The sequence below is a fragment of the Nocardia sp. NPDC006982 genome, from assembly GCF_042869435.1.
GTDB lineage: Bacteria > Actinomycetota > Actinomycetes > Mycobacteriales > Mycobacteriaceae > Nocardia.
The window spans coordinates 205,396-221,317 of record NZ_JBIAFV010000012.1 but is presented as its reverse complement, the minus strand read 5'-3'; the positions used below and the strand labels follow the sequence as shown (position 1 = coordinate 221,317).

Genomic DNA, 15,922 nt, shown 5'->3' with positions numbered 1-15,922 from the left:
CGCGGGCCAGTCGGGCCAGCAATGCCGCATAAGCGGCGTGCACCACCATGAACGACGACACCCCGTGTTTGCGCGCCAGATCCGCGATCGCCGCCGTCAGTTCCGAGGTAATGGCGAACTCGACCGCTGCACCGCGACCGGATGCCACGGCGGGGCGCGGCCGATCGGCCGGCAATTCCAGCACCGGAGCGAGTCCATCGAGTTCGGTGCGCCAATGCGCGATCTGGCGCGCCAGTACGGAGTCCGGATCGTCCGCCGAGCCGAGCACGTCGTGCTGCCACAGTGTGAAGTCCGCGTACTGGACCGGCAGCGGCTGCCACTGCGGTGCCACACCTTCGGTGCGAGCGCTGTATGCCACCATCAGATCCCGCGCCAGCGGGGCCGTTGAAACACCGTCGGCGGCGATGTGGTGCACCACCACGACGAGCACATGATCGTCGGACGCGACCCGGAACAGCTTGGCGCGCACGGGTATCCGGGTGCGCAGCTCGAACCCGATCCCGGCGACGCCGACAACCGCCGCGGTTAGGTCGGATTCGGCGATATCGACCCGCTGCAGCTCCAAGGTCGATTCAGTCACCAGCTGCGCGGGACCGATGCTGTCGGCGGGAAACACGGTACGCAGGGACTCGTGCCGGGCGACAACATCGCCCAGTGCGGTACGCAGTGCTGTTTCGTCCAACGCACCGGTCAGGCGGATGGTGATCGGGATGTTGTAGACGGCGGATTCGGGATCGATCCGATTCAGCAGCCACATCCGAGTTTGGACCAGCGACAACGGAATACGCTCCGGACGATGCCGTGCCACGAGCGCGGGCCGCGCGACATCGGCGCGCGTCACCCGCAGAGCCAATTCGGCCACGGTCGGTGCTTCGAAGATCTCGCGCACGGTCAGCGCGCTACCGAACGCCGCGTTCGCTCGAGCCACGAGGCGCATGGCCAATAGTGAATTGCCACCGCGCGCGAAGAAATCGTCATCCGCGCCGATCCGCACGGCACCGATCAGGTCGGCTATCAGCGCGGCGAGTACCGATTCGGTGCCTTCCCGCGGTGCGCGGAATTCCGTTGCGGTACCGGCGACTTCGACCGCAGGCAGCGCCGCGCGGTCGAGTTTGCCGACGGTGGTGAGCGGCATCTCGTCGAGCACAACCAGGTGCGCGGGCACCATGTATGCGGGCAGATGCGCACGCACCTGCGCGAGTACCGCATCCGAGGACAGTTCCGTCCCACTGATGTAGCCGACCAGGCAGTCGTAGCCAGAGGTGTCGCGCGTCGATACCACCGCGGCATTCGTCACGCCCGCCACCCCGGCCAGCGCCGACTCTATTTCCCCGAGTTCGATCCGCTGACCGCGCAACTTGATCTGGAAATCATTGCGGCCCAAGTAGATCAGATCGCCGCCGCGGTTCCAGCGCACCAGATCGCCGGTGCGGTACATCAACCGCCCGGGCACACCGAACGGATCGGCCACGAAGCGCTCGGCGGTCAGCCCGGCGCGTCCGTGGTAGCCGCGGGCCAGTTGGTCGCCGGCGAGATACAGCTCGCCCGTGACACCGACCGGGACCGGGCGCAACCGTGCGTCCAGCACGTAGGCGCGGGTGTTCCAGCACGGACGCCCGATGGCGACATCATGGCCGGAATCGTCGTCGGTGAATTCGCGATAGATCGCCGAGATCGCCGCCTCGGTCGGGCCGTACGCGTTGTGCACCGCGCCGCCGACATGTTCGCGAATCGCCGCGAGCAGGTCCGGGGTGAGCGCCTCACCGCCGCAGTGCAGATGTCGAAAGGAGCGCAGCGCATCGCCCATGCCCTCACTGATGAGCGCCGCGAGTACCGATGGCACATACTCGGCGATGGTGATGCCGTGTTCGCGTAACAGTCCGGCGAAATACGCCAGGTCGAGATGGCCGCTCGGACGGGCGATCACCAGCGGTGCACCGACCGCGATCGGCAGGAAACACTCCCACACCGAGACATCGAAGGTGAGCGGGGCACGCTGCAGAATGCGGTCGGCGGCGGTGACGTCGTAGCGGAATTCGAGCCAGCGCAGCTGGTTCATGATGGCGCGGTGGGTGACCGCGACGCCCTTCGGTCGGCCGGTCGATCCGGACGTGAACAGCACGTACGCCGTATTGTCGCGGCGCAGTGGCGCTCTGACGCTCGGCGCGGCGTCCGAACTGCTGAGGTCGGTGATATCGACGACGCGGATGTCACCGAGGTCGGGCAGCTCCGCGCCGCCGACGGCCAACACCAGAGCCGGTGCGGCACTGTCGATCACCTGCGCGATCCGTTCGGCCGGATGGGCCGGATCCAATGGCAGGTAGGCACCGCCCGCACGCACGATCGCGAATATGGCCACGAGCATGTCGACAGATCGCAGCGCGGCGAGTCCGACGATCGTCTCCGGACCCACACCTGCCGAAATGAGCCAGTGCGCAAGGCGATTCACCTGGGCTTCGAGTTCCGCGTAGGTCACCGAGGTGTCCTCGAAGATCACCGCGACGGCATCGGGTGTCGCGGCCACGCGGGCCGTCAGCAGATCGTCGAGGGTTTCGGAAGGCAGTGCCCGCGCGGTGGCATTGCGATCCGAAAGCAGCAGTCCGCGTTCGGCCACCGACATCAGCTCGACATTGCCGACGAGGGTTCGCGCGTCACGCACCATGGCGCGTACCACCCGCTCGAAACCCGCCAGGAACCCGTCGACGGTTGCCTTGTCGAAGAGGTCCAGCGCGTAATGCAGATGCACATCAATGCCGTCGGGTGCGTCGTCGGCGTCGTAACGGTCGGTCAGCGTCCAGTCCAGATCCAGCTGGATCGGTGCGGGTCCGATATCGAGCGCGGCAATATTCAAACGGTGCAGCCGGAAGTCCGGCTTGGACTGGTTCTGCAATGTCATCGCCACCTGATAAAGCGGCGCATGTGCCTGCGAGCGAACGGGATTCACCACATCGACGAGCTGTTCGAAGGGCACGACGGCGTGATCGAAGGCCGCCAGATCCGCTGTGCGGACGGTCGCCAAGAGCTCACCGAGCGTTGCGTCGGCGCGCACCTCGGTACGCAGCACCAACGTATTGACGAACATGCCGACGAGCTCGTCCAGGGCTTGGTCACCGCGTCCGGCGACCGGCGTACCGATGACGATGTCGTCGGCAGCGCTCAGGCGGCTCAGTAGTACCGCGAGCGCGGCGTGCAGCACCATGAACGGGGTGACCCGATGGGCGGCCGCCACATCCTGGATGCCCTGGTGCAATACCCGATCGAGACGGCCGGTGATGGCACCGCCGCGGTTCGAGGCGACCACAGGGCGCGGCCGGTCCGTGGGCAGCGTCGATACCTCGGGAACGCCCGCGAGTCGACCGGTCCAGTACCGCAGCTGATGGGCCAGCAGCGAACCCTTGTCATCGGCCCGGCCCAGAGCATCGCGCTGCCAGATCGCGAAGTCCGCGTACTGCAGGGCGAGCGGACTCCACGACGGTGCGACATCCGCACAGCGAGCCACATAGGCGGTGGCCAGATCCCTGGTCAGCGGCGCGAAAGACCAGCCGTCGGCGGCGATGTGGTGCACGACGAACAGCAGTACGTACACCTGTTGGCGGGACCTGCCGTCACCGTCGTCGATTCGGAGTAGCCGGACGCGCAATGGAACTTCGGTAGTGACATCGAATCCGGTCTGGGCCGCGGTGGCGACGAGTTCGGGTAACTCGGATGTCGACACCGCACGAGCGAGGAGTTCCACCAACTTGGTCCCGGCGGGCAGCACCACCTGCGTTGCGGCGCCATCGTGTTCGGGATAGATGGTGCGCAGTGTCTCGTGCTTGGCGATGACATCGGCAATCGCACGTTCCAGTGCGGGCACATTCAGCACACCGGTCAGCCGCAGCGCGAACGGGATGTTGTATCCGCCACTCGCGGAGTCGAATCGGTTCAGGAACCACATGCGCTGCTGGGCGATCGACAGCGGAATCGGCTCATTTCGATTCTGAACCGTCAACGGCGGCACGGCCGGCGGCGCGGCCTCCTGCTCGACCGTGATCCGACGCGCCAGCTCGCGCACTGTCGAGGCGTCGAAGATGGTGCGAACGGGTACATCCGCGCCGGTCGCCTTGGTCAGCCGGGCCGCGAGTTGCGTGGCGATGAGCGAATTGCCGCCGAGGGCGAAGAAATCGTCATCCGCACCGACCAGGTCGACGCCGAGCAGCGCGGTGAATGTCCCGGCGACAAGGGTTTCCGCGAGATCGCCGGGCGCACGGAACTCGGCAGCGACGAAAGCCGGTGCGGGCAATGCTTTTCGATCCAACTTCCCGGAGGTTGTGATCGGGAATTCGTCCAAGACGACAAAGGCGGACGGGACCATGTAGGCGGGCAGACACCGCGCGACTTCGGCTCGAACGCTGTCGGTATCGAGTTCACCGTCCGCCACCAGGTAGGCGACCAGTTGGTCGCCGTGGTCGCCGCGAACCACGACGACTGCCTGTGCGATTGCGGCAACCGACAGCAATGCCGACTCGATCTCACCGAGTTCGATCCGCAGGCCGCGGACCTTCACCTGGAAGTCGGTGCGACCGAGGAATTCCAGCACACCCCGCTGATCGGCCGCCCACCAGACGACCAGATCGCCGGTGCGATACATCCGCGCACCGGCCGGACCGAACGGATCGGCCACGAACCGCTCGCCGGTCAGATCGGCCCGACCGAGATAGCCACGCGCCAACTGCGCACCGGCCAGATACAGCTCACCCGGCACACCGACAGGCACCCGACGCAACCGCGCATCGAGCACATACGCACGGGTATTCCAGATCGGCCCGCCCATCGGCAGCTGACCGCTATCGGCAGCGGTCACCTCGTATGCGCTGACCTCGACCGCCGTCTCGGTGGGCCCGTACATGTTGTGCACCCGCGCGCCGGTAACCGCGCGTGCCCGCTGCGCAATGGTGGCTGGCAGCGCCTCGCCCGAGCAGAGCACGTGCCGCAGTGTGGGCACATCGATATCGTCCGCGACGAAGACAGCGAGCATGGACGGTACGAAATGCGCGACCGTAATCGACTCGCGCCGAATCAGATCCGCCAGATACACCGGATCCTGATGACCATCAGGACGAGCCAAAACCAGCCGGGCGCCGACCTGCAGCGGCCAGAAGAACTCCGGCACCGAAACATCGAAGGTCACCGGCGTCTTCTGCAGCAGCGCATCGGTGCCATCGAGCGCGACATGCGCCGATTGCATCCACAGCAGGCGGTTCACGATGCCACGGTGGGTCATCGCAACACCCTTGGGCCGACCCGTGGAGCCCGAGGTGAAGATGACGTAGGCAGTATTGGCGGCCCGCAGCGGCGCACGCCGATCCACATCGGTCACCGGCGCGGCCGAATACTTGGAAAGATCGAGTCGATCGATACGGACCTGCGTGGCAGCGATCTCCAGATCCATGCCCGAGGTCAGCACGCAGAGCGGCGCGGCGGTATCGAGGATGTGGCCGGTGCGTTCGGCCGGATGGTCCGGATCCAGCGGTACATAGCCGCCGCCCGCCACGGTGATGGCATACATGCCGACCACCAGATCGATCGAGCGCCGCATGCCGAGTGCGACAAGCGAATCCGGACCAACGCCCTGCTCGATGAGCCAGCGCGCCAGCCGGTTCACCCGTCCGGCCAACTCGGCATAGGACAGGGTTGTCCCTTTGAAGGTGAGCGCAGGTGCCCCTGGAGTGCGCAGCACCTGCTCGGCAAATAATGAAGCGAGCGTCTGGGTTTCGTCGACAACGTGCGTCGTGTCGTTCCAGCGGTCCAATATCAACCGCTCGTCGGCAGCCAACAGCTCGATCTCACCGATCCGGGTCTGCGGCGCATCCGCCACAGCCGCGAGCACCCGCCGAAAGCGACTGACGAACGCAGCGACGGTCGCCGCATCGAACAGGTCGGTGGCATAGCGCAGACTGCCGCTGAGCCCGTGATCACCGGTGCGTTCGTTCACCACCAGGTGCAGGTCGAATTTCGCTGTGGTCTCCGGTGATTCGAGCGGCTGCACGGTGAGCCACGGCACCTCGAGCGCCCGACTACCCGCGACGATGCGCGGTGCCGTGCCGAAGCTGAACAGCACCTGGAACAGCGGGTGCGCGCCGGTTCTCCGGTCCACGGCCATGGCATCGACCAGCCGCTCGAACGGCAGATCGGCATTGGCGAAGGCGGCAAGGTCGGAATCACGCACGCCCGCAAGGAGTTCGGTGAAGGGCACTGCCGCATCGACCTGAGTCCGCAGTACCAAGGTATTCACGAACATGCCGATGAGCGCGTCGAGTTGGCGCTCCCCGCGACCGCTCACGGGCGAGCCGATCACCACGTCATCGGTGCCGCTCAATCTGGCAATCGTCGCGGCGAAGGCCGCGTGCACCACCATGAACAGCGTCGCACCGCTGCGATGTGCAAGTACGCGTAGCGCGGCGGCCAACTCGGGATCTATCTCGAAATTTACTGCGGCACCGCGATTCGAGGGCAGCGCGGGGCGGGGCCGGTCGGTCGGCAGCGCGATTTGGGTCGGCATGCCGTCGAGAGCGGCGCGCCAGAATCGCAACTGCTGGTATGCCGGATCGCCCGGTCGGTCCTCGGAACCGAGCAGTTCGCGGTGCCAGAGGCTGTAATCCGCGTACTGCACCGGCAGCTCGCGCCAATCCGGCTTCCGAGTGGGCCCACCCGTCGCCCGACCACCACCCCTCACGGAATCGCTGCGCGATGCAGTACCTAATCTGGCCAGGTAGGCGTGCACCAGATCGGTAATCAGCGGTGTCATCGACAGTGCGTCGGCCGCGATATGGTGAACGACGAAGACCAGCACATACTCGTCACCGGAAATACCGCGCCGATCATCCACCCGGTCAACGCTCAATAACGCTACGCGCGAAGGCAGTTCGGTGCTCACGTCGAATCCGGCCGTCGTGATCGCGGTAATGGCCGCCGTCAGATCGGCACGTTCGACCGGTACCGGATTGAGGGTCAGGCCGATGTCGGCCGGTGCCAGAATCGACTGGTACGGACCGGAATCGCTGTCCGGGTAGATGGTGCGCAGCGATTCGTGCCTGGACAGCACATCGAGCACCGCACGCTCCAGCGCGGTGACATCGAGCCTGCCGGTGAGCCGGAGCACGACCGGGAGGTTGTACACGCTTGCGGCGCCGTCCTGGGTTTCGATCCGGTTGAGAAACCACAGCCGCTGCTGGGCGGGCGAGAGCGGGATGCGGGCCGGACGCTCGCGGCGCACCAGCGGACGCGCGGACGCACCCGCCCTGCTGAGCTCGTCGACAGCGGCCGCGAATCCCTCGACCGTCGGGGCGTCGAAAAGGGCGCGCACCGGAATGCGCGCGCCGATGGCCTCCCCCGCTCGCGCGGTGACCTGGGTGGCATCCAGCGAACTGCCGCCGAGCGCGAAGAAATCGTCATCGAGGCCGACTCGTTCCGCCCGCAGTACCTCGGCGAATACCGCGGCGACCAGACGCTGTGCCGCTTTGGTCGGCGCGCGGAAGCTCTGTTGCCGCAGCACCGGCACCGGCAGCGCCTTGCGGTCCAGCTTGCCGCTGCTGTTGAGCGGGAATTCGGACAGCTCGACCAGTGCGGTCGGCACCATATATCCAGGCAGACGCCGGGCCAGCCCGGCCTTGACAGCCTCGAGATCCAAAACGCTGCCCGGCGTGCGAGTCACGTACCCCGCGAGATAGTCGCCATCGATCAGCCGTACCGCGGCCTGACTCACCTCGGGCACCGCGAGCAGTGCCGTCTCGATCTCGGCGAGCTCGATGCGCTGACCGCGGAACTTCACCTGGAAGTCCATCCGGCCGAGGTAGACGAGTTCCCCATCGGCGCTCCAGCGCACCAGATCCCCGGTGCGATACATTCGCGCACCCGCTCGGCCGAAAGGGTTGGCCACGAAGCGATCCGCGGTCAGATCCACCCGGCCGTGATAGCCGCGGGCCAGCTGGTCACCGGCCAAATACAATTCGCCGGGTACCCCGATCGGTACCGGATGCAGTCGTGCATCCAGCACGTACACCTGGGAATTCCACTCCGGCTCGCCGATCGCCACCAGTTCGTCGTCGACCGTGACCTCGCGATAGGTAATGGATACGGCCGCTTCGGTGGGGCCGTACAGATTGTGCAGCGCGGCATCGCTCACCGCGTGGAAGGCCGCGACGGTCTCCGGCGGCAAGGCCTCGCCGATGACGAATACATCGCGTAGCGAATCGAGTTCGTTCGCTTGGGCATGGGCGGCGAAAACCACGAGCATCGATGGCACGAAGTCGGTCAGTGTGACGCCGTGGCGGGCAATGGTTTCCGCGAGATAGCGCGGATCGCGGTGGCCATCGGGCGTGGCGAGGAGCAGGGTCGCGCCCGCGCGCAGCGGCAGGAAGTATCCCCACAGCGAAACGTCGAAGGTGGTCGCGGTCTTCTGCAGATAGACATCGCCGACGCGCGGCCGATATTCGGCGTGCATCCAGGCGAGTTGGTTGGCAATGGCGCGGTGCTCGACCGATACGCCCTTCGGTCGGCCCGTCGAGCCGGAGGTGAAGATTACGTAGGCGGGGTGCTCGGGCCGCAGCATCGCGCGGCGCTCGCGGTCGGGGATATTCGCCGCCGAGTACTCCGAAAGGTTCAGTTCGTCGATATGGTGCAGGTGCACGCTCGGCGGCACGATCGCGGGGACGGCGAAGCCGGTACCGCGCGTGGTGAGTACCGAATGCGGCCGGGCGATATCGAGAATGTGCCAGATGCGTTCGGCCGGATGCCCGGGATCCACCGGCACATAGGCGCCGCCGGCGCGCAGCACCGCATACATCGCGACGACCAGCTCGATCGAGCGCGGCATCGCGAGCACCACCAGCGATTCCGGGCCGACGCCGGTGCTGATCAGCATGCGCGCGAGGCGATTGGCCCGCTCGGAGACTTCGGTGTAGGTGAGTTCGGCGGTATCGGATACCAGGGCAACGGCATTCGGCGTGCGACGAACCTGGCTGTCGAACCCTTCGTGCAGAAATTGATCGGCGACCTTGTGCCCGCTGGCATTCCAGCTCGCGGTGACGTAATCGAGTTCACCCGCGTCGAGAAGTTCGATATCGCCGACCGTGACGTCCGGATCGGCGGCCGCCGCGCGCAGCAGCCGGAGAAATTTGATACCGAACTCGCGCACCGTCGCGGCATCGAACAGGTCGGTGGCATAGGTGAATTCGGCGCGGTATCCCGCCTCGATATCGGAAAGGGTCAGCTGCAGATCGAATTTGGCGAAGCCGGGATCGAAATCGACCAGCTCCGCGTTCAGGCCGGGCATAGTCAATGCGATCGGGCCGATGTTCTGCATGAACAGCGCGACCTGGAACAGCGGATGCCTGCCCCGGGAACGCGCCGGGTTCACCACCTCGACCAGACGCTCGAAGGGAATATCGCTGTGCGCGAAGGCATTCAGATCGCGCTCGCGCGCATGGGCGACAAGGTCGGCGAAGCTCAGCTCGCCCCGTGCCTCGGTACGCAGCACGAGGGTATTGACGAACATGCCGACCAGGTCGTCCAGGGCGCGATCGCCGCGTCCCGCGACCGGTGTGCCGATGGCGATATCGGCGGTACCGGACAGCCGCGCGAGCAGGACGGCGAGCGCCGCATGGACCACCATGAAGGGCGTGGCTCGACTGCGGGCGGCAATCCGGTCGATCGCATGGCGTAGCTGCGCGTCAATGGCGAACTCATGGGTCGCCCCGCGGTAGGACGCGACGGCGGGGCGGGGCCGATCGGTGGGCAGATCCAGCTGTGCGGGCAGGTCGGCCAATTCGGCGGCCCAGAATTCGAGCTGGCGTGCGGCCACCGATTCCGGGTCGTGCTCGCTGCCGAGCACCTGCTGCTGCCACAACGCGTAGTCCGCGTACTGCACAGGCAGCGGCGCCCAGTCCGGTCGGCGTCCGGCGCGACGGGCCGCATAGGCGGTGACGAGATCGCGCATCAACGGTCCCATCGAGACACCGTCGGCGGCGATGTGATGCACCACCAGGACCAAAGTGTGGTCCTCGGGTCCGCTGCGCAGCAGCCGTACCCGGACCGGAATCTCCTCGGTGACATCGAATCCCTGTACCGCGCAGGCCAATACCGCGGCGGCGAGTTCGGCATCGGGAATATCGCTCGGCGAAAGGTCGAACGCGGCGTGCACCGGCCGCACCGCCTGAGCCGGACCATCGGCGGTCTGCGGATAGACGGTGCGCAGGATCTCGTGCCTGGCAACGAGGTCGGTGATCGCCGCGGACAGGGCGGTGACCTCGAGTGCGCCGCGTAGCCGCAGAGCGACCGGAATATTGTCCACCGCTGCGGTATCGAAGACGTAGGCGGATTCGGTGTGCGTCCCGAACCGGTTGAGAAACCACATGCGCCGCTGCGCCGGGGACAGTGGAATGTGCTGTGGCCGTGCGGCTGCGGTGAGCGCCGGTCGTGCGGGTCCGGTGCGTGCCAGCCCGGCCAGCGCCGCTACCGTCGGGCGGTCGAAAAAATCGCGGACATCGACGGTGATGCCGAGCGCGGCCCCGATTCGGGCAATGGCGCGGGTAGCGATGAGCGAGTTGCCACCCAGCGCGAAGAAGTCGTCGTCCGCGCCGACCCGTTCCGTCTCCAACAGCAGGCCGAAGATCTCGGCGACGGCTACCTCTGCCTCGGTCGATGGTTCCCGGTATGCCGCCGTTCCGAATACCGGTTCCGGCAGTGCGCGCCGATCGAGCTTGCCATTGGCATTGACCGGCATTTCGTCGAGGACAACCACCAGCGACGGCACCATGTAGTCCGGTAGGTCCCGGCGCGTCGATTCGAGCACCGCGGCCGGATCGATGGTGACGCCACCGTCGGCCACCACGTAACCGACCAGATGATCACCGCCCGCATGCCGATGCAGCAGTACCGCGGCCTGCGTGACCTGCTCATTGCGCAGCAGCGCCGCCTCGACCTCGCCGAGTTCGATGCGCAGCCCGCGCAGTTTGACCTGGAAGTCGATGCGGCCCAGATATTCCAGTTCGTCCGGGCCGCCGCCGCCATCGGTGCGCCAGCGGACCAGGTCGCCGGTGCGATACATCCGGTCACCAGGGGCACCTTCCGGATTGGCCACGAACCGGTCGGCCGTCAGTCCCGGACGGGCCACATAGCCGCGGGCCAGCTGCACGCCGGCGAGATAGAGCTCACCGACGACCCCACTGGCCACCGGCCGCAGATTGTCGTCCAACACCAGCAATTCGGTGTCATCGGCGGGCGCACCGATGGGCACGGTCGTGCTGTCGGCGGCGGTGACCTCGTGCGCGGTGACATCGACGGCGGCCTCGGTGGGGCCGTACAGGTTGTGCAGTGTCGCGCCGCTGAAATCGCGGAAGGCGGCCGCGGTGGCGGCCGGTAGCGCCTCGCCGGAGGCGAATACCAGGCGCAAGGTCCGTGCCGCGCTTTCGATCTGCGGTTCGGCCACGAATACCGCGAGCATGGAAGGCACGAAATGCGCGACGGTGACGCCGCGTTCGGCGATCGTGCGCGCCAGATATGCCGGATCGCGATGACCATCCGGCGCCGCGATCACCAGTCGCGCACCGATCTGCAACGGCCAGAAGAATTCCCATACCGAGACGTCGAAGGTGAACGGCGTCTTCTGCAGCACCACATCGTCGCCGCGCAGTCGATACAGCCGCTGTCGCCACCGCAGATTGGCCAGAATCGAACGGTGCGATACCGCAACACCTTTCGGACGTCCGGTCGATCCGGAGGTGAAGATGACGTAGGCGGTATTGTCCGCCGACGGACGCGGGCGGTCATCGATCGACGCCCCTACCTGGACGGTGTCGAATTCGTCGATCCGCAGTACCGGGATACCCGATCCGAGCTCGGGCTGGTCGTGGGTCGTGGTGAGTACCAGGACCGGTGCGGCGACCTCGAGCACGTAGCCGATGCGCTCGGCCGGATGCTCCGGATCGATCGGCACATACGCACCACCCGCCTTCAGGATCGCGTACATGCCGACCAGCAGGTCGACCGAGCGTCGAACGGCGAGTCCCACCAGGCTGTCCGGGCCGACACCCAGGTCGATCAACCGCAGCGCGAGGGCGTTCACCCGGTCATCGAACTCCGCGTATGTCAGCGTCGCGTAGCGACTCGATGAGGGGTTGTGGTCGGGCGACGGGTGGGCCAAGGTCGCACCCGCGTATTCCAGGGCTACCGCGTCCGGTGTCCGGCGCACCTGTGCCTCGAATTCACTGACCAGGGTCTCGATCGGCGCGAATATCGACGGCAGCACGTGCGCCGCCGCCGTCAGGGCGTCATCGAGCAGTTGCTCCAGGACGGTGCCGAGTGCGCCGTCCCCGGACTCCAGCAGGGCGGGCAGTTGGCTGGAGACCACGACCGATACCAGTGCGTCGGCACCGAGACCGCCACCCATCGCCTCGTCCAGCACCATGATTTCGGTGGCCAGCACACCGTAGGTGATGGTGGTGCCGTCGTGGCGCAGGGCGACCCGCTCCGGATCCAATTCGGCGACCTTATCGATCAGGATGGGGAGATCGTCGAGGCCGTACGCGCGGCGCAGTGCCGAATGATCGTATGCGGCCATACGATTGCCGAGTTTGCTGGATGCGACCGATTCTGCCTGGGACATCAGTTGATTCCTTCCGAATCGACTTCCGGATCCGAGTTGGAGAGCACGGCCCGCGCCTCGGTGTGCATGGACCGCAGGACTGCGGCGAGACCACTGCCGCCGAGCGCGGCCAGGAGGCCGGGCACCAGCCCGGCCAAGGCGACATTGATGAGCGCTTCCGGTTTCGCGGTGGTCCCCATGGCCTTGGCAACCGTCGCGAGCTTGGCGGCAAGCTCGCCGAAGGTCACCGCGCGCTTGTCATGCGTGAAAGCAACGGCACGGTGATTGATTTCGGCGGCAGTTTTGATCAGTACGGGCAGGTCGGCCGGAACCGCAGGGCTTTGCGACTGTTCGGTGGCATCGCGAAGGTCGATGGCGCGGATCGCGATAGCCGGGTCTTCCACGATTACCTCGAATATGTGGAGTAATCGCTCGGCGAACAGCCGTATCGTTGCGGCATCGAAAATGTCGGTCGCGTAACCGAATCGCATACCCAATCCGGCCCGATCACCGGCCGCATCGAACAGCTCGATGCCGGTGAGCTGCAGGTCGTATTTGGCCTCCGCCAGCGCGAGATCGAGCACCTCGACCTCGAGCCCGGGCAATGCGACGCGGTTGGACGCCATGTTCTGGAAGGTGAACATCACCTGGAACAGCGGCGTATAGGCGCTGGACCTGGTCCGGCCGACGGCATCGACCACCCGCTCGAACGGCACGTCGGCATGTGACAGCGCCGCGATATCGCGATCTCGGCCCTGGCGAAGCAGATCCGCGAAGCCAGTGCGTGCGTCGACCTCCGTCCGCAGTACGACGGTATTCACGAACATGCCGATCAGATCGTCGAGTTCACGCTCGCCACGCCCCGCGACCGGTGCGCCGATGGCAATATCCGTGGTGCCGGACAGTTTCGCGAGCAGGACCGCGAACGCACTGTGGATCAGGGTGAACAGCGTTGTGCCGTGCGCACGGGCAATCGTGTCCAATCGCGCGGTGAATACCGTGTCGATTTCGAAACCGACTGTGGCACCGCGCATATTCCGGCGCGCCGGGCGCGGTCTATCGGTCGGCAAGGGAAGTACCTCGGGCAAGCCCGCCAATTCCGTTGTCCAATAGCCGAGTTGCCGGGACAGCAGGCTGTTCGGATCGCGATCGGAGCCGAGCACCGCACGTTGCCAGACGCTGTAGTCGACGTACTGGATCGGCAGTGGCTCCCAGTCGGGCGCATTGCCCGCGATCCGGCTGAGGTAAGCACGCATGAGATCCCGCGTCATCGGGGCGACGGAATAGCCGTCGGCGCTGATGTGGTGCAGCACCACGACGAGCACATGCTCATCGACGTCGGTGCGGAACAATGCCGCGCGGACCGGTGGTGCCGAGGTGATATCGAAACCGGCGGCGACGAATTCAGTGATGCGCGCGTCGATATCACCCTGTGCCAACAGGATCGGTTCCAGATCGACCTCGGCAACGTCCAGTACTTGCTGCACCGGCTCGGGCTCGGCATCCGGATATCGGGTGCGCAGGGTTTCGTGGCGTTCGATCACGTCCAGGATTGCCGCGCCGAGGGCAGCGATATCCAATACGCCGGTCAACCGCAGTGCGGCGGGGATGTTGTAGGCCGAGGAGTCCGGGGCCAACCGGTTGACCACCCACATCCGCTGCTGTGCCGGCGAAAGCGGGGCAGGCGCGCTGCCGGAGCGCCGAGTGAGCGCGGGCTTGGCATCGGCGTCCCCGAGTTCGGCCAGTCGCGCGGCGAGCAGCCCGACGGTCGGTGCGTCGAATACCGCGGCCACCGGGACCCGCACTCCGAGTGCCGCGCCCAACTGTGCCGCCAGCCGGGTAGCCGCCAGCGAATTGCCCCCGACTGCGAAGAAGTGGGTATCCAGCCCGACCATTTCCTCGGCCGCGATCACCTCGACGAAGGTGGCCGCGACCAAGCGCTCCAGCTCACTGGTCGGTGCGCGGAAAGCAGCCGTTGCGAATACCGGCTCGGGCAGTGCGGCCCGATCGACCTTGCCATTGGCATTGAGCGGCAACGACTCCAGCACAACGATCGCGGCGGGCACCATATAGGTGGGCAGCTCTGTCGCCACCGCCGCACGCAACGCACCGGCCAATTCGGCAGCAGCGGTCGAGTCCGGCACCGCAACATAGGCGATGAGCCGAGTTCCAGCGTGCGCCACCGCAACGGCGGCGCGCACCTCGGGCAGCCGCAGCAGCGCGGCCTCCACCTCGCCGAGCTCGATCCGGAAGCCGCCGATCTTGACCTGGAAGTCGGCGCGCTCCAGATATTCCAGCGTGCCCTCGGAACGCCAGCGGACGATATCGCCGGTCCGGTACATCGTCGCGCCGACGGCGCTCGCGAAGGGATCCGCGACGAAACGGTCCGCCGTCAGCGCGGGCCTGCGTTGATAGCCGCGCGCCAATTGCGCCCCGGCCAAATACAACTCGCCGGTCACACCCACCGGGACCGGCTGCAACCGCGAATCGAGGACGTAGACCCGGCTGTTCCAGGCGGGCGCGCCGATCGGCACGATATGGGTCGGGTCCGCATCGACTTCGAAGGCGGTGATCGACACGGCTGCCTCGGTCGGGCCGTACAGGTTGAACAGTCGCGCGCCGGAATATTCGGCTCGACGACGGAATTCGATCGCGGTGGCGGGCGGCAGCGCCTCACCGATGGCGAGCACCTGCCGCAGCGAATTCGGCAGCGGCGCATCCGATACCGCGAGCAGCATGCCGACCAGCGACGGTACGGCGTGCAGCACCGTCACCGCATGCCGTTCGATCAGGGCAAGCAGCCGATCCGGATCGCGTTCGGTGCCGGGCTCGGTCACCACCAGGCGACCACCCGTCGTCAGGACCGACCAGAACTCCCACACCGACAGGTCGAACGTCGCCGGAGTCTTGAGCAGCGCACTCCCGTGTGGCCCGAGTGCGAATCGGTCACGCAGCCAGGCCAATTGGTTGACGATCGCCGCGTGCGAAAGGGTGACGCCCTTGGGCAGTCCGGTCGACCCGGATGTGAAGATGACATATGCCGGGTGCTCGGGCCGCAAGGGGCGCACCCGTTCGTCATCCGTAATCGGAGTCGCCGCGTAGTCAGCCAACTCGAGTCGATCCACTTCCATTGCGGGAAGGGATGTTTCGATGGGCAAACCATCGCGTGATGTGGTGAGCACACACGCGGGCGCGGCCGTCTCGATGACGTACGCGATGCGGTCGACCGGATGATCCGGATCGATGGGCACATACGCACCACCGGCTCGCACCACCGCGTACACGGCGACAACCAAATCG

Annotated in this window: 2 protein-coding genes (both running past the window's edge); both read right to left on the bottom strand. The window is 66.3% G+C overall.

Annotation, left to right across the window (positions count from 1 at the left end):
* On the bottom strand, positions 1-12,643 hold the 5' portion of the coding sequence (locus ACFYOW_RS35680) for a non-ribosomal peptide synthase/polyketide synthase (protein ID WP_387294437.1). 12,560 nt of this gene lie to the left of the window's left edge; only the first 12,643 of its 25,203 coding nucleotides appear in the window; the start codon lies at positions 12,641-12,643; its stop codon lies beyond the left edge, outside the window.
* On the bottom strand, positions 12,643-15,922 hold the 3' end of the coding sequence (locus ACFYOW_RS35675; protein WP_387294436.1) for a non-ribosomal peptide synthase/polyketide synthase. It continues 14,405 nt past the right edge of the window; only the last 3,280 of its 17,685 coding nucleotides appear in the window; its start codon lies beyond the right edge, outside the window; it ends in the stop codon at positions 12,643-12,645. Before ACFYOW_RS35675 ends, ACFYOW_RS35680 begins: the two co-directional genes overlap by 1 nt.